This is a genomic window from Streptomyces sp. NPDC021749 (assembly GCF_040640655.1).
GTDB lineage: Bacteria > Actinomycetota > Actinomycetes > Streptomycetales > Streptomycetaceae > Streptomyces.
Map to the genome: position 1 here is coordinate 74,207 of NZ_JBFACE010000010.1, position 21,676 is coordinate 95,882.

Consider the following 21,676-nt stretch of genomic DNA (forward strand, 5'->3'; position numbering starts at 1 on the left):
ATGACTGAGAGGAACGCGCCGCAGCAGCGGGTGTACCGGAATGACGCCTTCATCTCCTATCACCATGCCTCGGACCGGGCGAAGGCCGCCCATCTGCGGCGGGGACTGCAGAATTTCGCGCGCAGCTGGCGGCAATTACGCGCACTGCGGGTCTTTCTCGACGAGGCCTCGCTGTCCGCGAATCCGGGACTGTGGCCGGAGATCGAGCGTCAGCTCGCGGAATCCGGTGCCTTCGTGCTGCTGGCCTGCCCGGGCTCGGCCGGCTCGCCGTGGGTGCAGAAGGAGATCAACTGGTGGCGCGCCGGGCGGGGGTCGCGGCAGGTGCTCCTCGTCGTCACCGGCGGGGAGCTCGTGTGGGACCAGGAGCGCGGAGACTTCGACTGGGAGCGCACCACCTGCCTGCCGCGCACCATGGCGGGCATGTTCACCGACGAACCGCGCTGGGTCGACCTGCGTTGGATGCCGGAGGACAACCCCGGCTCGCTCCGCGACCCCCGGTTCCAGCAGTGCGTGGCCGATCTGGCGGCGCCTCTGCACGGCCGCCCCAAAGAGGACCTGATCGGCGCGGACGTCGCCCAGCACCGCAAGACCCGGCGGCTGGCGCGGGGCGCGCTCGCCGTCATCACCACCCTCGCCGTGCTCGCCGGCGTGGCCTCCGTGGTCGCGGTCCTGCAACGGAACGAGGCCCGCAGTCAGGCCCGGCTGGCGACCTCCCGACAGCTCGCCGCCACGGCCCTGAACCTCAAGGACGGAAACCTGCGGCTGGCATCGCTGCTGGGCGTCGAGGCGTACCGCATGCAGCAGTCGCCCGAGGCCATCGCGACGCTGAACCAACTCGCCACCGACAGCCCGTACTTGGCGGCCATGGTGTCGAGCGCGAAGGACATCAGCGCGTTCGCCTTCAGCGGGGACGACACCGCCGTGGTCGTGGGGGACGCGGGCGGTGCGGTCACGGTCCGGCGCAGCGACGACGGCGCCGTACGCGCCCGCACGGCGCTGCCGGGCCGGATCACGGCGGCGGGCTTCAGCGAGGACGGCAAGCGCGTGGCGGTCGGCGACGAAAAGGGAAACCTGGGGGTCTACGACCTGGTGGGCAGGAAGCTGCGGCGGCTCGCGCCGATGCCGGGGGCGGTGGGCTCGGTGACGTTCGGGATGGGCGGAGACCTGGCCGTCGCGGACAAGGACGGCACGGTGACGCTCTACGAGCAGGCCCGGACGAAGTCCCGTTCGCGGAGCACCGGCCACCGCGACAGCCGGGTGGTCTTCCAGAATCAGGAAACCCATCTGCTGGTGCGCGACCTGGTGGGCGGCGGCGCGCTGTACACCGTGCCCGACCTTCACACGGTCATGGACAGCGAGGAGATGACGGTGCCGGCCGGGCAGCACGCGTCGGCCGTGTCCCTGGGCGGGCACTGCTTCGGCTACCTCAAATACGGGCGCTTCACCAACACGGGCCTCCCCAACGGGGAAGCCCCCGGAGGCCTCCCCGACACCTGCGGACGTTTTCCCACCATCCCCAACGAAGAGGCGCTGCTGCTGGCGGTGACCGACACCGAGCGGATGGCGGTCGGTACGGCGTCCGGCATCACGGTGGTCGACGGCGACGGTGACGACGGCCCGACCGCAGGGCAGCCGAACCTGATGCGCACCCTCACCGGTGTCGGGCGTCCCGGGCTGCTGGAGTTCTCGCCCACGGGCCGCAGACTCGCCTCCGCGCACGGCAGGACCGCCGCGCTGTGGAACTTCGACCAGGCGGCCCGGACCGCCCGCGCGCACGGCCTCTCCCTCGCCGACGCCGAGACCGCGGTGAAGGCCCCGCCGCTCGCGACCGGCCCGGGCGGCCGGATCGCCTGGAGCAACCCGCTGGAGGACGAGTCGCAGTCGGAGCAAGAGCACGTGCTGCACGTCTGGAGCCCGAAGGGCGGCACTCTCGCCGGTGGTGATGCCCTGTTCTACTACTGCGTCGCCTTCAGCCGCGGCGGCCGCACGCTCTACGCGGGCGACGAGCGCACGGTCCAGGAGTGGGCCGTCACCGGCAAGCGTCTGGAGAAGCGGCGCACGGTGGCGCTGGCCGGGCCGCAGGAGGGCTACCACGCGGTCCCGTTGCAGATCGCCCCGCTGGCGGACGGCACGCTGGTCGTGACCACGGGGGACGGGGCGGTCCATCTCGCCGACCCGTCGGCGCAGCACACCCGGATCGTGGTCCCGCCGGGCTCAAAGGATCCCGACGCCCCTCTGCTGTCCTCACTGAGCGCCGACGGCCGTACCGTCGCCGTGGGAACTCCCCAAGGGTCCGTCGACGTCTACGCGGTCCCCTCCGGACGCCGGGTGCAGACGGCGCGCCTGGACCATCACGAGGCGGTGCACGCCTTCGCCCTGGCCGGCACGGGCCGTTCGCTGTTCCTCGACGGTGCCGGGAGCACCTTCGCCCGCTGGGACCTGGACGATCAGCGGCTGCGCTGGCAGAGCGACGAGCCGAACGGCGGCCGGGTGGCGGTGAGCGACGACGGGCGTACCGTCGTCACCCTGGCCGACAGCGGTGCCCTGACCCGATGGGACGCCGACACCGGAGACCGGCTGGGCGGCCCCCAACTGCCCATCCCGCCCCATACGTTGTCCGGAACGGGGGGCATCGGCGAGCACACCGAGTTCCTGGTCGACGACACCGGCACGCTCTGGACCGCCACCGAAGGCGGGGAGATCCTCTCCTGGGGCTTTTCCGTGGACTCCTGGATCGACAGCCTCTGCCGGATCGCCGGCCGCAGCCTGACCGACGCCGAATGGCGCCGCTACGTGGGCACCACCCCGCCGTCCCGGCCCACCTGCGGCTGACGGCGGAAGGGGGACAGTGGCACGCAACGGCCCCTCCGAACAGCAGCCGGAGGGGCCATCGTGTCAGCGGGTTTGCCGGTGCGTCAGTGGGTGCGCACCCACCACACCACGAAACCGATCGCCGCGGTACCGCACGCGTAGGACGCGCCGCGCAGGAAGCTGGTGGCGACCAGCCTGCGGTAGCGGCGCCATACGCCTAACCGTCGGGGTGCCGGCGGGTGTGCCTCCGTAGACTGCATGGGGATCCCCTCTCTCGAAGCTGAGTGATGACGATGATTCCAGGCAGGGAGCCCCCTCAGTCGGAGGTTGGTCGCCGGACGGCTGAGCGGGCTCCCTCGCGCTGAGGACAGCTTACGAGATTGTGCGCTTGTGAAAGCTCGGGGGGTCCCCTAGTGGCGGCCCCCGCCGCGCAGCGGGGGCGAGGGCCTTGTTCGTCAGTGCGCGAAGGGCGGTTCGAAGCAACCCGACTCCGGATACGGTCCGTTGACCTGCACCTGGTAGTTGGTCTTCTGCACGAACGCGGTCACGCAGGCGTCGTTGTGCACGTGCAGGCCGATCCGGGCGCCCTCGTGCGTGACGTAGTGGTCGCCCTCGAAGCGCGGTTCCATGCCCCGCACTTCGAGCTGCCCGCCGAGCCGCTCACCCTTGGGGCCGGTCCGCTGCTCCTGGTACCCGAGCGCGAGCATCGCCGAGCGGACGCTCTTGGGGTCCCATTTCCCCTGCTTCCAGAGGCGTTTGAGGACCGGCTCGATGCGGTGGGCCTCCCGCTGCGCGTCCTTCTCGCCGGCCGGGGACATCTCGCGGGATTGCCGGCCAGCGTTGTTCTCGTTGTAGTGCGGGGCTCCGTCGTGGGCACCCGGTTCCACGTAGGGAGAGGCGCCGGGACCGGAGGGGCTGGGGCTGGAGGCCGGCCTCGCACTGGGGGAGGCGCTGGGCTCTCCGGCTGCGACGCGCTGCTGACCACAGGCCGTCAGGGGTATCGCGGCGCTCAGGAGCAGAACGGCGGCGAGGCGTCTTCGCCGTTGCGGTGTGGAAAGGAACATGCGGTCACTCTGCCACGGTCGTTGGCGCATCGGCGGGCCTGGCCCCGGGCCGGGCCGCACCTGTGCGCATGGGCCCGTTCGCGGGAAGCACGGTTACTGTGACGCCCATGACGGACTCCGCACTCACCGAATCCTCCTTCTGGGACCTCCCGCCGGACGCGGACGTCGTCCGGTCCGGCGCCTACGAGCTCACCCTCGTCCGGCCCGGAGTCCCCACGGACGCGAGCGGCCTCCCGGTGCACGACCCGGTCGCGGCCCGCCGGTTCGCCGAGTCCTTCGGCACCATCGACACGGTCCTCGAAGACCTGGGAACCGTGCCCGCGACGGATGACGCATCCGCCGGCACCCGCGCGGACCTGGAACGGGTCCGGGTCGGATGCTGGGGCGGCGTCACCGAGATCACCGACCCCGGTCTCGTGCAGTGCAACGGCAGCTATCCGGTCGAGGCGGAAGCGGAATCCCTCGCCGAGCGCTTCCCCGACGCCGTGATCATCGCCTCGTGCACGGTCGACTACGAGCTGACCTACGGTGCCTACAAGATCATCCACCCCGACGGGGTCCGGCTGTTCGCCGCCGGCTGGTACGCAACGTCCGAGGAGTACTGGGACGTCGAGGGCTCACCGGCCGACGTGGCCGCCGCCTTCGGCATCACGGCATCCGAACTGTCCGACGCCTACGTCGACCTGGACGCCGCCGCCCACGTCTTCTCCTGGGAGGGCCTGTGCCGCCTCGCCCTCCAGAAGGTCGCACCCCTCGACCACACCGGCCGGGTCACCTCCCTCTTCCGCGTGCGGCACACCGAAGACGCCACCGGCCGCATGGAAGAGATGTGGCTCGAAGAAGAAGAGTGACCCGGTGAGGCCGGGGAGGCGAAGGCACGCAGGCTGGCCGGCTCTCCTCCTTTTCCTTCTCCTTCATCCGCCGCCGACCGCCTCGGCCAACGACTCGGGCAGCCCCAGGAAGCGCAGCGCGTCGGGCAGGGCCGCTCCCTGGGCGGACGCCGATCGGGCGGCCTGTCGGTAGTAGGCCCGGGCCTCCGTCCGGTCGCCGCGGGCCTCCGCCGCGCGGCCGAGTCCGGCCAGCGCACGGACCCGGTGGCCGAGCCCCTTGATCCAGTGCGGGTCGAGCTGCGCCAAGGCCTGTGCGTACAGCTCCTCGGCCGTGGCCGGATCCCCCTCCAGGAGGGCGAGGTCGCCGAGCGCACGCCGGGTGGCCGCCATGGCCGAGGCGCTGCCGGCCTGTCGGGCGCACTCGGCGGCCCGGGTGTAATCGGCGCGCGCCGCGGTCGGGTCGGCGTCGACGCGGTGGTCGCCCCGGTTGACGAGCAGATCGGCACAGTCTTCCCAGGCACCCAACTGCTCGGCGAGGGCGAGCGCCTCCTCCGTGAGCGCGAGCGCCTCCTCGCGTGCCCCGCGCGCGCCCGCGAGGCCGGCCAGCGCGTCCAGGGCCAGCGCGGCCCCCCATCGCTCACCCAGTGCGCGGAACCCGGCCACCGCGGCACGGAACGCCGGCTCGGCCTGCTCCACCTCCCCGTTGCCGAGGAAGCCGAAGGCGGACACATAGTGCGCGACCGCGCGTACCCACGGCTCGGGGCGATCGCGTTGGGCGGAGACCAGGGCGAGGGCGGCGGGGCCGTCGCCGTCGCCGGCATTGTGCATCATCCAGAGCAGGAGAGCGGCCGGGTGGCGCCCCGGCCCGGTGCCGGACCATGCGGCCCTGAGTGCCCTTTCGGCCGGCTCCCGGTGACGGCGCCACACCTCCCGGCCCGCCGGTCCGGACGCCGCGAGCAGCACACAGATCGCGTACGCCTCGCCGTGCCCGGCCGGCGGAGCATCCCCCACGGTGTCGAGCAGTGCGGCCGCCAGCGGCGCCGCCGCGCCGGAGACACCGCGGATCCACAGGTATGTCGAGGCCGAGGCGAGCAACTCCGCGGCGGTCCCGGTCTCCCCGGCCGTCACGGCCCACTGCAGGGCCGCCAGCAGGTCGGAGTGCTCCGCCGCGAGGACCGCCAGCCACCGGAGCTGTTCGTGCCGGCGCAGCCGCGGTTCGGCGTCGCGGGCCAGCTCCAGCAGGGTCCGGGCGTGCGCCTGCCGCACCACCGCCGTTTCGCCCGCGGCGTCCAGCCGTTCCGTGGCGTACGCGCGGATCGTCGCCAGCATGCGGTAGCGGTCGCCCGACCGTTCCAGCAGCGACTTGTCGGCCAACGACTCCAGCGTTTCCTCGTCGGTGCCGCACACCCGCAGCGCGGATTCGACGCCCGCCCCCTCGGCGAACACCGCAAAGCGCCGCGCGGCCCGCCTCTCCGGCCCGGAGAGGAGATCCCAGCTCCAGGCGATCACCGAGCGCAACGTCCGGTGCCGCTCATCCACCGTCCGGGCGCCGCGCGCGGCCACGGCGAGCCGGTCGGGCAGCCGCGCCGCCAGCTCGTCGAGGCCGACCGTGCGCAGCCGGGCCGCCGCCAGCTCGATGGCCAGCGGCAGGTTGTCCAGCGCCCCGCACACCCGCCGTACGGCCTGCGGGTCGGGGACGAACCCGCGTCGCACCGCGCGCGCCCGGGCGGTGAACAGCTCCACGGCTGCCCCGTCGTCGAGCGGCCGTACGGGATGGAGGTGCTCACCGATGACGCCCAGCGCCTCCCGACTGGTCGCCAGCACCTTCAGCCGCGGACACGCCGTCAGCAGGCGCGCCGCCAACGCGGCGACCTCCTCGACCAGGTGCTCACAGTTGTCCAGGACGAGGAGGAGCACCCGGCCCGACAGCGCCGCGACCAGACGCGCCAGCGGGTCCCGGTCACCGGCCGCCACATGCAGTCCCCGCTCCCGCAGGCCGAGGGCGCGCAGCAGTGCCTGCGGGAGGAGGGCACCGTCGCGCAGCGCGCCCAGCTCCACGAAGGCGACCTGCTCGGTCTCCGCCGCGCAGACCTCCACCGCCAGCCGGGTCTTGCCCACGCCACCCGGCCCGGTCAGCGTCACCAGCCGTGCCTCGCCGAGGAGTTCGGCGATCGCCACCACCTCGCCGGCCCGGCCGACGAAGGCCGTCAGCGGGGCGGGCGGCGCGGTGGGGGAGGGGGAGGGGTCGGCACTCAGCAGTTCGTGGTGCAGCCCGACGAGTTCCGCCGACGGATCGGTGCCCAGCTCGTCGGCGAGATGCCGCCTGGTCCTCTCGAACACCACCAGGGCCTCGGCCTGCCCGCCGTCGGCGAACAGCGCCCGCATCAGCAGTCCGGCCAGCCGTTCCCGGAGCGGATGGCGATCGAGGAGTTCGCGCAACTCCGGTATGACGGCGCGGTGTTCGCCCAGGAGCAGCGCGGCCTCGATCCGGTCCTCGTGCACGGAGAGCCGCAGCTCCTCCAGCCGTGCGGCGGCGGCCCGGGCCGGCTCGCTGTCCGCGGCGTCGGCGAGCGCCGGCCCCCGCCACAGTTCCAACGCCTCGTGCAGCAGGGAGGCCGCCCGCTGTGCCTCACCCTCCCGTAGCGCCGCCCGGCCCTGCTGCGCCAGCCGTTCGAACCGCCCGGCATCGACGTCGTCCGCGGCGACGACGAGGCGATAGCCCGCTCCGGTCCGTTCGATCGCCGCCGCCTCGCCCAGGGCCGACCGCAGCCGGGAGATCTGGGACTGGAGCGCGTGCGGCGACGGTGTGCCCTGCGGCCCGGTGCCGTCGGCCAGCCGGTCGGCCGGGACGACGTCCCCGGGCCGGACGAGCAGCAGCGTGAGCAGCGCGCGCCGCGCGGGTCCGCCCAGGGAGACCTCCGCCCCGTCGTCGCCCCACATCAGCGTCCCGCCGAGGATTCCGAAGCGCATATGGGTGATTATCCACAGCGCCTGCGGGTGGTGAGCCACCCGCACCCGTCAGGCGATCGGGCCGAGATACGTACCGCCGGAGACGTCGATGGTCTGGCCGGTGACCCACCGTCCCTGCGGTCCGGCCAGGAACCCGACGACCTCGGCCACGTCCTCGGGCTCGCCGAGGCGCCCCAGCGCGGTGATCGCCTCCAGCCCGGCGACCACCTCGGGCACGGACGTGTAGGCGGCGGTCAGATCGGTCCGCACCGCGCCCGGTGCGACCGTGTTCACCGTGATCCCGCGCCGGCCGAGTTCGTTGGCCAGCGACGGGGCGAGCGACTCCAGTGCCGCTTTGGTGACGGTGTAGCCGATCTGGGTGGAGACGGCGAACCGGCTGGCCGTGGAGCCCATGTTGATGATCCGGCCGCCGTCGTTGAGCAGCGGAAGGGCCCGCTGGACGACGAAGAACGGCGCGGTGACATTGACCGCGAGCAGCCGGTCCCACTCCTCACGGGTCACCTGCGAGACCGGGTTCCCCGAGGAGATGCCCGCGTTGTTGACCAGGATGTCCAGCCCCCGCCCCGCCAGCCCGGTGGTCAGGCCCTCGAAGAGCCGGTCCACCGCACCGTCCGCACCGAACCGGGCCCGCACGGCGAAGGCCCGTCCGCCCGCCCCCGCGATCCGGGCCACGGTCTCCCGGGCCGCCTCCGCATTGCCCCCGTAGTGGACCGCGACCCACGCCCCCTCGGCGGCCAGCCGTAGCGCCACCGCGCGGCCGATGCCCCGCGACCCGCCCGTCACCAGCGCCGTCTTACCCGTCAACGCACCCGTCGTCGCAACCATCGTCAGCCCCTCACTCGGCGGCCGGTCCTCTCTGCGGAACCGGCGATGCCGCCACACTGCCGACGTGGCCTCACCGCGCACTCACCGTCCGCTCACCGGGGCTGCGGGGCGGAAGAGAACACCTCTGCTTCGGGAAAGAACACATCTGCCCAGGGGAACGCCTCTCCCCGGGGAAACATCTCTCCCCGGACACACACATGCCCGCGCCGGGCCGTTTCCTCCGGTGAAAGTGGAAGGGCTTCGGAGGAAGCGCCCCGGCGCGGGTGTTGTGGTACGGGTTTCAGCGTCCGCCCCGGGTGGCACCGTGGTCCATCGGCCACACCCCGGACGGCTTCTTCCCGTTTTAGCTGGCCATGCCGCCGCCGCCGGTGTGAATGCCACCGGAGGGGTGGTGGTGCTTCTTCTTGTGGTGCTTCTTCTTCTTGTGGTGCTTCTTCTCCACCGGCTTGGCGTGGTGGTGCTGGAAGTGCCGGTGCTCGACGTCGTGGCGGAGGACCACCAGGCGCTCACTGGCGTTGACGCAGGTGTTGCCGAAGGCCGGGTTCAGTACACCGGGGATGTTGATGGTGTTGCCACACAGGTTGACCGGAATGTGGATCGGGACCTGAATGACGTTGCCTGACAACACGCCCGGCGATCCGGCCGCAACGGCGGACGCCTCACTGTCTGCAAAAGCAGTCGACATGCCGCTCAGCGCAGTGCTTGCCGCAAGAGCGGCAATAGCAGTCACTCGCGTGAAGCGTGACATAGCAATTTCTCCCGATCGATCGCGGCGGCTCGCTACCGCCTCCTGTCACTTCCTTTCGGCAGCCGTGAGCTTCTGGTGAAGGGTTTGAGATCTTTTCACTCTTTCGATTCACTCTGGATGCGCCGCCTGGACGCCGGTGGCCAGTAATTCCCGCACCCGGCCTTGGGCGGGGTTTTTGCCGGTGCCCGACCGGTTGACGGTGAAGACGACGTCCGGGCCCGCAGCGGCGCCTTCTCCGTGAGCCTTCAGCGGACCTCCTGCGTCGAACCGGCAGATCGCCGCCCTCGTCGAACACTCGTCCCTATGCTGACGCCATGATCGATGTACCCCTTTCAGCGCTGGAAGTCGCGATGGTCCAAACGGGCACCCGGGCCGAGGAGACCCTGCGCGACACCGCCGCCTTCGCACGGGAGATGGAACGGCTGGGCTACCACCGGATCTGGTACGCCGAGCACCACCACTCCCCGGCCATCGGCGCGTTCCCGCCCGTCGTGCTCACCGCGCACGCCGCCGCCTCCACCTCGGCCATCCGGCTCGGCTCCGGTGGAGTGCTCGCACCCCACCACGCCCCCCTCATGCTGGCGGAGCAGTTCGGCACGCTGGCCGCCCTGCACCCCGACCGCATCGACCTGGGCATCGGCCGTGGCCCCGGCACGTTCGACGAGGGCATCGCCCGGGCGCTGCGCCGCGGGGCCGGGCCGACGACGGACGCCGAGTACCACGACGACGTGGCCGCGATCCTGTCCTTCCTCGTCGACGAGGTCGCACTCGACCCGCTGCCGGAACCCTGGCTGCTGTCGTCCAGCACCGCGGGTGCCGCACTCGCCGCACGCCTCGGCCTGCCGATCGCCCTCGCCCACCACATCCGGCCGGACAACACCCAAGCGGCGGTGGAGCGTTACCGGGCGGAGTTCACCCCGTCCCCCTGGTGCGAGCGCCCCCGGGTGCTGCTGTGCGTGGAGACGGTCTGCGCCGAGACGGAAGAGGAAGCCGCGTGGCGCATCGGGCCGATGAACGTCGTCAAGGCCGGCCTCCTCAAGGGCCTCAGCGAGATCCCCTTCCCCACCCCGGAGGAAGCGGCCACCCATCCCTTCACGGCACAGGAGCAACAGGCCCTGGCCGGCTTCCGCGCCCAGCAAGCCGTCGGCGCACCCGAGACCGTCATGCGCCGGCTCGCCCAACTGGCCGATGCGACCGGAGCGGACGAACTGATGCTGACCACACCGGTCTACGACCTCCGCGACCGCGTCCGTTCCTACGAACTCCTCAGGAAGTACTCCCAGGCGTGATCAGCGCTGGGCGGTGGTGCTGGCCCCGTCCAACGTCTCCCGGATGATGTCCGCGTGCCCGGCGTGCTGGGCCGTTTCCCTGATCAGATGCAGCAGGATCCGGCGCCCCGACCAGTAGACCGTCTCCGGCGGGGACCAGGGAGTCCTGGGAAGCGGCACGGTCCGGTCCAGGTCCGGCAGGGCGCGCACGGTCTCTTCGACCGTGCGTGCCGAAGCCGCATACCGTTCCAGCAACTCCGGGAGCGTCTCCGTCTCGGCCATGCGGTACTGCCCGGTGTCGAGCATGCCGTCCGGCAGCGCCCCGTCCCCCCTGGCGAGGATCTGCGCCCACACCTGCTCGCCACGGGTCATGTGGGTGATGATCCCGCCCAGCGTCAGCTCGCTCACGGTGGTGCGCTGCCTCGCCTGTGCGTCGGTGATGCCGCGCGCCGTGATCAGCAGCAGCTCACGCTGCTCGGCGAGTGCGCGCACCAGCTCACCGCGCTCGCCGGGAAGGAAAGGGGCCGGGCTTTCCGAAGGATGAGTGGTCATGGGACGAACGTAGGGGTGATGTAGGTCAGTTGCCGTCCTCGTGGTCGGTTGCCGTCCTCGTGGACGCCCAGGGGAATCCCTGGGGGAAGGGTGATGGCCGACCCCTACCTCTCATACCTGAGAGCTAGTCGGCGAATGCACTCCCCAGCGGGACGCGGGGCAAAAGGCCTGCTCCATAGCTTCTGGACCGGAAGCACGACCGGCTTCCGGTACGGAAGGATCGATCATCACCATGGCGTCCCGCCCACGCACCAGACGTCTGCTGCGCACCCTGCTCGCCGCTCTCGTCGCCTCCGCCGTGGCCGTGCCGGTTTCCGGTGCGGCGCGCCCCTCGGCCGTTCCGGCGCCGGCCCCGGTTCCGCTCGCGCCGTTGCGGGCGGCCACGGCCGGGAAGCTCGCCGGGCGGTACGCCGTCCAACGCGCGGGGATCCGGGCGGCGGAGCGGATGGCCGCCCGCCACGGCGATCTGGCACGGGCCGCCGCGCTGCGGGCCATGGCCTCGCCCGGACGGCAGTTCCTCGCCTTCGACGGTCGCGACGGGGGCCGCACCGTCGAGGTGTTCGGCGATCTGGCGCGGGCCGGACGGATCGCCGTGCTGGTACCGGGCTCGGACACCGGCCTCGACACGTATGGTCGGCTGCAGGCGGGTGCGGTGGCGCTGCAACGGCGGTTGGGCGATCGGGCGGCCGTCATCGCGTGGCTGGGTTACGAGACGCCGGGGACGATGAGTGCCGATGTGGTATCGCCGGCCCGTGCCACCGCTGCCGCGCCTCAACTCCGCTCTTTCATCGAGCAGTTGAGGTCGACGGTGGGGGGCGGAGTGCGGATCACCGTGCTGTGCCACTCCTACGGATCGGTGGTGTGCGGCCGGGCCGCGACCGGGCTGGCGGTGGCGGACATCGTGCTGTACGGCAGTCCGGGCGCCGGGGCCGACAGTGTCGCCGGGCTGCACACGCGGGCGAGGGTGTGGGCGGGGCGCGGAGACGACGACTGGGTGGCCGAGGTGCCGCACGTGCGGCTGCAACTGCCCTTCGGTGAGGTCGGACTGGGTGCCGATCCGGTCTCGCGTGGGTTCGGTGCCCGGTTGTTCGCGGCGGGCGCGGGCGGCCACAGCGACTATCTCAGGCCCGGTTCGCTGTCCCTGGCCAATCTCGCGCGGATCGTCAACGGGCAGGCGCCGGTCGGGAGGGTCCACCGTGCTGTGTGAGCCCGTCCGGCGGCTCGTCGCCGCCCAGCGCCACCTCGTCCGGCGGATCGACGCGGCGACCCCGCCCGAACGCGACCGTACCGTTGACGCGCTGCGCGCCGTCGCCATCCTCGGTGTGGTGTGCGGGCACTGGATGGGGACGGCGCTGGTCGCCGACAGCGGCACCGTGCGCGCGGTGAGCCCGCTGCACTTCCTGCCCCAACTGACCCCGGTTTCCTGGGTGTTCCAGACACTGGCGGTGTTCTTCCTGGTGGGAGGACAGGTGGGTGCGCACAGTTACGCCGCCGCCCGGGGCCGCGGCGAGTCGTACCGGCAGTGGCTCGGCGCCCGGGTGTCCCGGCTGTTCCGGCCGGTCGCGGCGGTACTGGTGGTGTGGAGCGCGGTGGCGGGTGCGCTGCTCGCCTCCGGGGTGCGGCTGGCGACCGTGCACACGCTGGGCAAGCTGGTGCTGTCGCCGCTGTGGTTCCTGCTGGTCTTCACCGGGCTGACGGCCGCGACACCGCTGGTCGCCAGGCTGCATCCGCTGTGGCCGCTCGCCGTCGTGCTGCACGTCGATCTGGTCCGGTTCGGTCTGGGCGGGCCCGGCTGGCTCGGCTGGCTCAACGTGGCCGCGGGGTGGCTGGTCCCGTACTGCCTGGGAGCGGCCTGGGCGCGCGGCGGGCTGCGGGACCGTACGACCGGGTGGGTGCTGCTCGTGGGTGGCACCGTCGGCACCGCCGGGCTCGTCGGGTGGGCCGGCTATCCGGCGTCGATGGTCGGGGTGCCGGGTGCCGCGGTCTCCAACCTCAACCCGCCCACCCTCGCGGCCGTCACCTTCGGGCTGGCCCAGTGCGGTGCGGCCCTGCTGCTGGTCGGCCCGCTGCGGCGGGCGCTGCGCCGGCCGGCGCTCTGGGCAGCGGTGGCACTGCTGAACCTCTCGGCCATGACGGTCTTCCTGTGGCACCAGACCGCGATGATGGCGGTGACGGCGATCGGCCTGCTTGCCGGTGACCCGCTGCCCGGCCTGCACACCCTGCCCGACGAGGCCGGCTGGGTGCCGGCCCGACTGGGCTGGCTGCCGGTGTTCGCGGTGGCGCTGGGGGTGTGCTGGGCGGCGTTCCACCCGTACGAGCAGGGGCGGCGCACGCGCACCAGCGGCGGGCGGGTCGTCCGCGAGCGGTCACCTGCCTCGCTGGGGGAGTGCCCACCCGCTTCGTTGGCGGAGGCCCGGCGTGTCTAAGGTGACGTCCGTGACGACGGGGGGATGGCGTGGCCGCCGGCCGCTGCGCGGCGCGCCGCTGCGGGGACTGCGGGCACTGCGGCGGCTGCCGCGTACGCTGCGCGAGGATCTGGGCACGACCCGGAGTGCGCGACTGCCGCGCCTCCCAGGTCCCAGCTGGCTGGACTGGCTGCCGGCCTTCGGGACGCTGTGGGTACTGACCGCCGCCTGCCTGGCCGTGTTCGCCGTGGACTCGCTCCACGGGCGGTACGGCATGGAGGGGGGCTACGCCCTGCTGCTCGGGGTGGGCGAAGGGGCGGGGCTCGTCGTCGCGATGTTCCGTCCGGTGCCCGCCTGGTGGGCGGTGACCGTCATCATGGTCGTCGTGGCGCGGCTCTCCGAGTCGAGCATGAACCCGGACGTGGTGTTCCCGTGGACGGTCGAGGGGGTCATCGCGCAGAGCGGGGTGTTGCTGCTGCTGGCGTTCCGGCACCGTCTCAGGGCGGCGGTCGAGGCGCTGGTGATCACCCTCGTGGTGGGGGTGGCCTGCAGTGTCTTCGCCACCCGACCGCACAACAGCGACGTCGGTCGCGCCGTACCGGCCCTGATCACCGCGGTGGTGGTCGGTGCCGCGCTGCGCGACCGCCGGGTGGCCCGGGCCGAACTCGCCGAACAGGAGGTGCTCACCGCCGAGGAGCGGGCCCGGCGCACCCTCCTGGAAGAGCGCAGCAGGATCGCCCGCGAGCTGCACGACGTGGTCGCCCACCACATGTCGGTCATCTCCATCCAGGCGCAGGTCGCCCCGCACCTGGTCGAGAATCCGTCGGCCGAGTTGCGGGAGAACCTCGCGGGCATCCGGGAGAACGCCGTCGAGGCGCTGGCCGAACTGCGTCGCGTCCTGGGCGTGTTGCGCTCCGAGGAGGCCCTCGCGCACGGGACGCGGCACGCCCCGCAGCCCAGCCTGGACCGGCTGGACGAGCTGATCGGCAAGGTGCGCGACGCCGGGGCCGAGGTCACCGCCGAGACGGTGGGCGAACCGCGCCCGCTGGCCCCGGGCGTGGAGCTGTCGGCCTACCGCATCGTGCAGGAGGCGCTGAGCAACGCGATGCGGCACGCGCCGGGCGCGGCGGTACGGGTGAGGCTCGGCCACCACGGCGCGGGCCTCACCCTGCGGATCACCAATGCAGCGCCCGCCGGGCCCGCCCCCCGGCCTCCGGGTGCCGGGCACGGACTGCTGGGGATGCGTGAACGGACCGCTATGCTCGGCGGCGAGCTGGCCACCGGCCCGACGCCCGACGGCGGTTACGACGTCACGGCGTTCCTGCCCGCCGATGCCTCCCGGCCCGCCGCCGCACCTCCGTTCCCCGCTCCCGCCCCCGCGAAGGACACCCCGTGACGACCATCCGCGTGCTGATCGCCGACGATCAGGTGATGGTCCGTCAGGGCTTCACGGTGCTGCTCAACGCGGAGCCGGGGATCGAGGTGGTCGGCCAGGCCGTGGACGGCCTCGACGCCCTCGACAAGGTCGCCGAACTCGCCCCGGACGTCGTCCTGATGGACGTCCGGATGCCCCGGCTCGACGGCATCGAGGCCACCCGCCGGATCACCGAACCGGCCGGCGCCACCGCCAAAGTCCTGGTGCTGACCACCTTCGACCTCGACGAGTACGTCTACGAGGCGTTGCGCGCCGGTGCCTCCGGGTTCCTGCTGAAGGACGCCTCGGCGGCCGAACTCGCCCACGCCGTACGGGTGGTGGCCTCCGGGGACGCGCTGCTCGCCCCGCACATCACCAAGCGGCTCATCACCGAGTTCTCCCGCGTCACCCGCACTCAGCGGGCCCCGCTCAAGGCCCGGGTCGGCGAGCTGACCGAGCGGGAGACCGAGGTGCTGTCGCTGATCGCCCAGGGCCTGTCGAACGGTGAGATCGCCGAGCGCCTGGTGGTGGCGGAACAGACGGTCAAGAGCCACGTGGGCCGCATCCTGACCAAACTGGGCCTGCGCGACCGCACCCAGGCGGCGGTGTTCGCCTACGAGACGGGGCTGGTGCGGCCGGCGGGCTATTGAGCCTGGCGACGGAGGCCCTGACGGGGAAACCGGCTTGCCGCCGGGCCGCCGGGCCGCCGTCGCGTCAAGGTCTCCGTCGCATCAAAGCCACCGTCGCGTCAAGCCCGCCGTTCCGTCACCGGGTCTTGGGCCGGTCGAACCAGACCGTGGCGAGCGTCGGCACGAGCCCCGCCCAGAACAGCACCTGCGGCAACGGCCTCTCGGCCCAGGGGACTTCGGCGATCAGCAGGGCACACAGCATCGCCCAGGCCGCCTGCCCCACCACGATGCGGGACCATCCGTGGCGGCGGATCAGCGACCGCACGTTGAGCCGGACGCCGGCCCGCCGACGCCGGTAGCGCAGCAGTGCGCCGACGAGCCAGATGGCGGTCATCGGCACGAGAAACCAGAGGCGCTGGCCGAGGTGCAGCGGCAACTCCCGCTGCACCTCGCCCTCGACGGCGAACAGGTCGATCATCGCCCCGGCCAGGCCGACACAGAGCAGGGCGAGCCACCGCACCCCACGCAGCATGCGGTACGTCGCCCGGTCCAGACCGTGTTGCATCTCGGCGGAGTCCGGTACGGCGGCGAGCGCACCGGCGTAGAGGTCGGCGGCCCGGGCGGCCGGGACCCCCGGGGCCTCCGCAGCCTTCCGGGTCTGCCGGGCCAGCGCCTCGGCGTGGGTGGGGTCGATCCGCAGGATGGCCTCGTTGAGCTGCTCGGCGAGCGTCCGGTTGCCCGAGAAGTCGGCGATCTGCTGGGCGACTTCATGGGCGTAGACCTCTTCGGGCCCCAGCCGCAGCGCCTCCTTGGCCAGGTCGGCCGCCTCGCGCAGGACCTCCGCCAGGTCCTCGCGCCGGAGTTCCGTGGCGCCGGTCGCCCGGGCGTGGCGGACCATGGACATACGGCTCACGGCGTCGGCGAGCATCGCGTAACCGAACCAGTGGTGCGGATCGGCACGGACCGCCTCGCGCAGTACGGGCTCCGCCTCGCGCCAGGACCGGTCGGGTATCCGGGTCAGTGCCCGGGCGCGCAGGATGAGGCCCCCGAAGTCCCCGGGAGCCAGTCCGAGTGCCTCGTCAGCCGCTTCGAGGGCGCGTTCCGGCTGCTGGGTGTTCAGATGGCAGTAGCCGCTCTTGATCCAGGCGCCCGTGTCGTCGGGGTTCTCGGCGAGATGCTGCGCGAGCAGGGCCAGCGCCTGGTCGTAGCGGTCGAAATCGATGAGCGCCTGGGCCTTTTCGACGGCCGGATGCAGTGTGGTCACAGTCTGCGCCTCTTCTTGAGATAGGCCACGAGATCGTCGTACATCCCGCCGTCGTTCGCGTACATCGCCACATTGCGGGCGGCCGCGAACCACGGCTCGGTCGAGGGCGTGATCTGCCCCGCCGCGGCCAACAGGTCCTTCATCCCGATCATGCGGACGGTCCCGGTACGCGCCGAGTCCAGCAAGGCGCGCTCGGCCGCCGCCTCACACACATGGGCCAGATCGGCGCCGGACAGCCCGTCCGTGGCCTTGACGAGCTTGCCGAGGTCGACGTTCTCGATGGGCCGCTCCCGCAGGTGGTAGCGGAGGATCGCCTCCCGGGCCGGCGCGTCGGGCGGCAGCACCAGCACGGTCCGGTCCAGCCGGCCGGGCCGCCGCAGGGCGATGTCCACGTCCCAGGGCACGTTGGTGGCGGCGAGTACGAAAACGCCCTCGTTCGCCTCCGCCTCCACGCCGTCCAGCTCGGTCAGCAACTGGTTGACGGTGTTGCGCATACCGGCGCTCTGGGTGCGGCTGCGCTTGCCGCCGAGCGCGTCGAGTTCGTCCAGGAAGACCACGCACGGGGCCTGGCGGCGCGCCGTCTGGAACAGCTCGTGCATATTGCGCTCGGAGTTGCCGATCCACATGTCGAGCACATCGCTGACCGATACGGACAGGAAGCTCGCCCCGAGCTCTCCGGCGACCGCCCGCGCGATGAAGGTCTTGCCGCAGCCGGGCGGCCCGTACAGCAGGAGCCCGCCGCGCTGTGATCCGGCCGACTACCGCGAGCGCCATGCGGTCGAATGCGGCATCAATCGCCTCAAGCGCCACCGGGCTGTCGCCACGAGATACGACGAACTCGCCGTCCGATACGAGGCGACCGTACTGGTCGCAGTCCTCAATGAGTGGCTGTGACCAGCAATTTCGCGATGGACTCTAGCTGTGGAAGGTGGTGGTCGCCGCCAAGGCCGCCCGGTCGGTCGCGAGCTGGTTTACCGGCGCGTTCTCGTCTGCGTAGCCGAAGGAGATCCCCACGAGCAGCTTCCCTTCGTCTACGCGGAGTTCGTCGCGGACGGTGTCCGCGTAGAAGCTGAGCAGGCCCTGAGGGCAACTGGCCACGCCATACGCGGTCATGGCCAGCAGCAGCGTCTGCAGGTAGGCGCCGACGTCGGCGGCCAGTCGCGGCCCGCCGTCACCGGTGACGAACAGAAACGCGGCGTGGGGAGCTCCGTAGAAGCCCATGCTCTCGGTGTCGTAGGCCGTGCGGGCCGGGTGGTCGTCGGGGCCGATGCCCAACGCTCCGTACAGACTGGCGCCGAGGGCGGCCCGCCGTTCCTGGTGGACGGGGGCGTACATGCCCTCGGAGTACGGGTAGTCGGCCGTGACGCGTCCCTCGGTGTGGGCCGTCCGTAGAGCGTCGGCCAGACGGTCTCGCCGTGCGCCGCTGACAATCTCGACCCGCCACGGCTGCGCGTTGGAGTTGGACGGCGCGGCGCCGGCGAGGGAGAAGACCGCGCGTAAAACGTCCTCGGGTACCGGGTCGGGCCGGAACGCGCGGATCGCGCGGCGCCCGCGAATCAGCTGCTCGGCGTACTCCCGCGTGCGTGTCCCGCCCGTCTGCGTCCCGCCGGTAAGTGTCCCGCTCGTGCGAGTCTGGGTGAAGACCGGCCCGCTCATGGAACTCTCCTCAGGATGGCTTAAGTAAACATAATCGTTTACCTGGAAGGGCACTATAACCAGCCACCCCACCTGAAGTAAACGAGAGCGTATACTTACGTCATGACCACGGTGATGACGGCATCTCGACGGCAAGGTCGCGGAGGGCGGGAGCGCATCCTGGCTGCCGCGGCCGGACTGTTCGCGGTCCAGGGGATCAACGCGACCGGCATGGAGCAGATCGCGGAGCGGGCGCCGGTGTCCAAGCGCACCCTCTACGCACACTTCCGAACCAAGGACGAGCTTGTCCTCGCCCACCTGAAGGACCTTGCTTCAAGGGGGCACACCCTGGAGGGCGTGCTGCTACGCGAGGAGGTCCCCGCCAAGGAGAGAATCCTCGCGCTGTTCGATCCGCCCCCGGCGGGCGCTGATCCAGTGCGCGGATGCCCGTTCATCGACGCTGCCGTGGAGTTCCCCGACCCGCAGAACGCGGTCCACTCCTACGCCCGCGAACAGAAACTGCTGATGGTGCGACTGGTGGCCAACCTGGTAGCGGAACTGGGCTGCCGCCAGCCCACCGTCCTCGCCGAGCAACTCGTGACCCTCGCGGACGGTGCCGCCAGCCGCGCCATGGTGCTGGGCGAGGCGGACTACGGTCGGCATGCGCGGACGGCGGCGGAGATCCTCCTGGGCAACGCGCTGCCGACCACGGACTGACGGGCCCCGCCGAGTTGCCGGTGTGCCTAGGCATGGTAAGGCCCCGTCGTTCGGCCGAGAGGCAGGCGGGATTTTCGTCACACGACCAGTACTCCAGCGGTAGATCGTGATCCTGGCGAAGCAGCAGTTGGTGTCAGCCGTCCTTGCCGAGGCCCGCCGCCGCGGTGCGACACGGCTGGCTGAGAACCTCCCGGCGGAGGCAGCCTCTCCGGAGGAACACCTACGCGGCATCTGGGCCTGGATCAGCGCACCCGAGCGCGCCCCGTTCGTCCGGCTGTTCTTCGAGGTGCACGCCGACGGCCTCGCTCACCCCGAGAACTACCCGGACCAGGCCGAGGCGATCACGGACTGGTTCCACGCCCTCGGCGCCACCTTCCGCGACATCACCACCGGCCCTGACGACACTGTTACTCCCACGCTGGTCATGGCCGTTATCCGGGGCCTCCTGTTCGATCTCACGACCACCAGGGACCGCGGCCGCACCGACCTTGCCCTGGACCGCTTCTGCGCACTCCTCCGGCATTGAATGAAGACCAACGATCACGCGGTGACCGCAGGTGCAGCGCAGACTCTGCCCGCTGGCAGGAGGCGTTCGAGGCCCTGATGGGCCGGGTCGCGGGCCGGTTCACGAGGGTCGAACCCCGTCGGCGGATAAAGCGGATGGTGCTCGGCCTGCTCTCGGATCTGCCCCGCAAGAACTGCTGGAGCATCGCCGAGTGGGCCGGGAAGGCCACCCCGGACGGCATGCAACACCTGCTGACCGGGCCAAGTGGGACGCCGACGCCGTCCGCGACGGCCTGCGCGACTACGTGACTGAGCATCTGCACGACGACCAGGCGGTACTTGTGGTCGACGAGACCGGTGATGTGAAGAAGGGCAGCCATACGGTCGGCGTCCAGCGCCAGTGCACCGGCACAGCAGGGAGAATCGAAAACTCCCAAGTCGCCGTCTACCTGGTCTACACAGGCTGTGGTGCAGGCGCGCCTCGGCCGTTCAGGCTTCCCCCGGCCCCGGCCCCGGCCCCGGCCCCGGCCCCGGCCCCGGCCCCGGCCCCGGTACGGCCCCGGCCCCGGCTACGGCATTTCGGCCCGGTGGCCCGACGCCGCCAGGAGTCAGCCGTCGGTGCGAGGGGGCTCGGGCACGGTCAGACCCGCGAGGAACCATGCCTCTATGGTCCGGTTGACGGTCACCATCGCCCGTCCGTCGGAAGTGAACGAGACGATCTGGCGGTTCGGGTCGGCCCAGAGCGTCCGTGCGGTGGAGTCGAAGAGCACCGAGCCGTTGCCCGTCGGGACGAAGGCGTACGGGCCGTGGTCGGTCCACACGGCCCGGGTACTGGAACCGGCGAGGGCCGAGTGCGTGCCGATCTCGACCGGGAACCCCGTCGGCCGGATCAGCTCACCGGCCGTGCCAGAAGGGTCGAGACTCAGCAGTTGGGCTGCGGGGGTGGCGTCGTCGGCCGCGCGGCCCACCGCGAACACGGCGGTACCGTCAGGTGCGATGGCGAGTGCGTACAGATGGCTGAGCAGGGTCGGGGCGGTGACCAGCACGGCGCCGCTGCCGACCGCGCGGACCACCACACGGCCTTCCGCCGACGCGTGCGCCAGCAGCCGGCCGTTCGCGTCCAGTGCGACCGGGCCGAACGCCTTCTCCTCGGCCGGGACGGTGAGCACCACCCGCCCCGTATCGGCCTCCATGACGGTGACCCGGCCCGCTGCGCAGGTGCCGGCGGCCACCCGGCAGCCGTCGCCGCTGAAGCCGATCCGGACGGGGTCGTCCATGCCGAGGCTCACCTCAGCGTCGTCTTCGTCGTCATCGAAGTCGTCGTCATCGAAGTCGGCCTCGTCTTCGAAGTCGTCGAGGTCGTTCTCGTCCTCGTTCCCCTCCTCGTCCTCGTCGTCGTCCGGGTGGAACGGCGATGACGAGGACACCGGAAAGGTCCACAACTCCTCACCGGTCTCGGCGGACCAGGCGTGCAGGTGGCCCTCGACAGAGGTCACCACCATGCGGCCATCCGGGCTGACCTGCATGTCGTGGGGCTCGTCGTGATAGTGGGCTCCGTTGAGGAACCAGATCAGCCGGTCCTTCTCCACGGTGTCCCAGCGGACGATGTCGCCGCCGTTGTGGTGCCACTCGGCTGCCGCGCCCAACGCGACCCAGGACAGGTCGGAGGGTGCCGCCACCGCCGTCGCTCCGTGGTAGAAGTACGCCTCGTCGAGCCCCGTCTCCTCAGCCTCCTCAGCCCCCTCCGCCTCCGCGGCGCCCGCCTCACCCTCGCCCTCGGCGACGTCAAGGTGTCCGAGGTGGCGCATTCCGGCGAGGGAGTGGTACGGGCGCACGTCGCCCGCCGTCCACTGGGCCCACCAGTCGTCGGGCATCGGGCGCTGCTGCGCGGGCCAGGCCAGCACCCTTGGCGCGACGGCGGCCAGTCCCGCTTCGTCCAACTCGGCCAGAAGCAGGCAGACTTGGTGCCAGACCTGCTTGGTCGGGCGCGCCTTCAGCAGTTCGTCAAGGGAGCTCATCGCAACGGCGTCCTACGTGGTG

At 71.8% G+C, this 21,676-nt stretch carries 17 protein-coding genes and 4 pseudogenes; 11 read left to right on the forward strand and 10 right to left on the reverse strand.

What is annotated here, in order from left to right; all coding sequences use genetic code 11:
• A complete protein-coding gene (locus AB0G35_RS12680) occupies positions 1-2,832 on the forward strand; it encodes a TIR domain-containing protein (RefSeq protein WP_360947685.1) in 2,832 nt (943 codons plus the stop codon).
• A gap of 83 nt (positions 2,833-2,915) precedes the next feature.
• Here AB0G35_RS12680 and AB0G35_RS12685 read toward each other — a convergent pair whose 3' ends face one another.
• Both AB0G35_RS12685 and AB0G35_RS12690 read right to left on the reverse strand, forming a co-directional pair.
• A complete protein-coding gene (locus tag AB0G35_RS12685; protein WP_360947687.1) occupies positions 2,916-3,071 on the reverse strand; it encodes a hypothetical protein in 156 nt (51 codons plus the stop codon).
• 195 nt (positions 3,072-3,266) lie between these two features.
• Positions 3,267-3,698, reverse strand: coding sequence for a hypothetical protein (locus tag AB0G35_RS12690; protein WP_360947689.1), 432 nt, complete (start codon positions 3,696-3,698; stop codon positions 3,267-3,269).
• A gap of 284 nt (positions 3,699-3,982) precedes the next feature.
• Here AB0G35_RS12690 and AB0G35_RS12695 point away from each other — a divergent pair, with 284 nt between their 5' ends.
• Positions 3,983-4,726, forward strand: a complete 744-nt coding sequence (locus tag AB0G35_RS12695) for a DUF6333 family protein (protein WP_360947691.1) — start codon at positions 3,983-3,985, stop codon at positions 4,724-4,726.
• Between the two features lie 63 nt (positions 4,727-4,789).
• Here AB0G35_RS12695 and AB0G35_RS12700 read toward each other — a convergent pair whose 3' ends face one another.
• From AB0G35_RS12700 to AB0G35_RS12710, 3 genes and pseudogenes are all read right to left on the reverse strand, one after another.
• Positions 4,790-7,675 (reverse strand): BTAD domain-containing putative transcriptional regulator, encoded by a 2,886-nt coding sequence (locus AB0G35_RS12700; protein ID WP_360947693.1) that lies wholly within the window; start codon positions 7,673-7,675, stop codon positions 4,790-4,792.
• Positions 7,676-7,723: 48 nt separating this feature from the next.
• Entirely contained in the window at positions 7,724-8,500 is a 777-nt protein-coding gene (locus tag AB0G35_RS12705; RefSeq protein ID WP_360947695.1) for an SDR family oxidoreductase, read from the reverse strand.
• A 514-nt stretch (positions 8,501-9,014) separates the two neighbouring features.
• Positions 9,015-9,248, reverse strand: a pseudogene (locus AB0G35_RS12710) (chaplin); the annotation flags it as partial.
• A 314-nt stretch (positions 9,249-9,562) separates the two neighbouring features.
• Here AB0G35_RS12710 and AB0G35_RS12715 point away from each other — a divergent pair.
• Positions 9,563-10,537, forward strand: a complete 975-nt coding sequence (locus AB0G35_RS12715; protein WP_360947697.1) for an MsnO8 family LLM class oxidoreductase — start codon at positions 9,563-9,565, stop codon at positions 10,535-10,537.
• Here AB0G35_RS12715 and AB0G35_RS12720 read toward each other — a convergent pair whose 3' ends face one another.
• A complete protein-coding gene (locus AB0G35_RS12720) occupies positions 10,538-11,068 on the reverse strand; it encodes a DinB family protein (RefSeq protein WP_360947699.1) in 531 nt (176 codons plus the stop codon). It lies immediately after the preceding gene.
• 232 nt (positions 11,069-11,300) lie between these two features.
• Between AB0G35_RS12720 and AB0G35_RS12725 the strand changes: the two genes are divergently transcribed.
• The 4 genes from AB0G35_RS12725 to AB0G35_RS12740 are packed head-to-tail and all read left to right on the forward strand — an operon-like array spanning position 11,301 to position 15,537.
• The gene (locus AB0G35_RS12725; RefSeq protein ID WP_360947701.1) at positions 11,301-12,275 is read left to right on the forward strand and encodes an alpha/beta hydrolase; all 975 of its coding nucleotides are present in this window, start codon (positions 11,301-11,303) and stop codon (positions 12,273-12,275) included.
• The gene (locus tag AB0G35_RS12730; RefSeq protein ID WP_360947703.1) at positions 12,265-13,494 is read left to right on the forward strand and encodes an acyltransferase; all 1,230 of its coding nucleotides are present in this window, start codon (positions 12,265-12,267) and stop codon (positions 13,492-13,494) included. Before AB0G35_RS12725 ends, AB0G35_RS12730 begins: the two co-directional genes overlap by 11 nt.
• 10 nt (positions 13,495-13,504) lie before the next feature.
• Complete coding sequence (locus tag AB0G35_RS12735; RefSeq protein ID WP_360947705.1) at positions 13,505-14,869, forward strand: sensor histidine kinase; 1,365 nt, start codon at positions 13,505-13,507, stop codon at positions 14,867-14,869.
• Entirely contained in the window at positions 14,866-15,537 is a 672-nt protein-coding gene (locus tag AB0G35_RS12740) for a response regulator transcription factor (RefSeq protein WP_360947707.1), read from the forward strand. The genes AB0G35_RS12735 and AB0G35_RS12740 overlap by 4 nt, the downstream gene beginning before the upstream one ends.
• A 115-nt stretch (positions 15,538-15,652) precedes the next feature.
• Here the strand turns inward: AB0G35_RS12740 and AB0G35_RS12745 are convergent, their stop codons facing one another.
• Both AB0G35_RS12745 and AB0G35_RS12750 read right to left on the reverse strand, forming a co-directional pair.
• A complete protein-coding gene (locus AB0G35_RS12745; protein WP_360947709.1) occupies positions 15,653-16,780 on the reverse strand; it encodes a tetratricopeptide repeat protein in 1,128 nt (375 codons plus the stop codon).
• Positions 16,777-17,523: pseudogene (locus AB0G35_RS12750) on the reverse strand (ATP-binding protein); the annotation flags it as partial. The gene AB0G35_RS12745 and the pseudogene AB0G35_RS12750, both read right to left, overlap by 4 nt.
• 4 nt (positions 17,524-17,527) lie before the next feature.
• Between AB0G35_RS12750 and AB0G35_RS12755 the strand changes: the two are divergent.
• Positions 17,528-17,674 (forward strand): annotated as a pseudogene (locus AB0G35_RS12755) (IS5/IS1182 family transposase); the annotation flags it as partial.
• 21 nt (positions 17,675-17,695) lie between these two features.
• Here AB0G35_RS12755 and AB0G35_RS12760 read toward each other — a convergent pair.
• Positions 17,696-18,436, reverse strand: coding sequence for a nitroreductase (locus AB0G35_RS12760; protein WP_360947711.1), 741 nt, complete (start codon positions 18,434-18,436; stop codon positions 17,696-17,698).
• A gap of 102 nt (positions 18,437-18,538) precedes the next feature.
• Between AB0G35_RS12760 and AB0G35_RS12765 the strand changes: the two genes are divergently transcribed.
• The 3 genes and pseudogenes from AB0G35_RS12765 to AB0G35_RS12775 all read left to right on the forward strand — a co-directional run.
• The gene (locus tag AB0G35_RS12765; RefSeq protein ID WP_360947713.1) at positions 18,539-19,132 is read left to right on the forward strand and encodes a helix-turn-helix domain-containing protein; all 594 of its coding nucleotides are present in this window, start codon (positions 18,539-18,541) and stop codon (positions 19,130-19,132) included.
• A gap of 106 nt (positions 19,133-19,238) precedes the next feature.
• A complete protein-coding gene (locus AB0G35_RS12770; RefSeq protein WP_360947715.1) occupies positions 19,239-19,658 on the forward strand; it encodes a hypothetical protein in 420 nt (139 codons plus the stop codon).
• A 77-nt stretch (positions 19,659-19,735) separates the two neighbouring features.
• A pseudogene (locus AB0G35_RS12775) lies at positions 19,736-20,094 on the forward strand (transposase); the annotation flags it as partial.
• A gap of 150 nt (positions 20,095-20,244) precedes the next feature.
• Here AB0G35_RS12775 and AB0G35_RS12780 read toward each other — a convergent pair.
• Positions 20,245-21,654: a PQQ-binding-like beta-propeller repeat protein gene (locus AB0G35_RS12780; RefSeq protein WP_360947717.1), complete on the reverse strand. Its 1,410-nt coding sequence runs from the start codon at positions 21,652-21,654 to the stop codon at positions 20,245-20,247.
• Positions 21,655-21,676 lie beyond the last annotated feature (22 nt).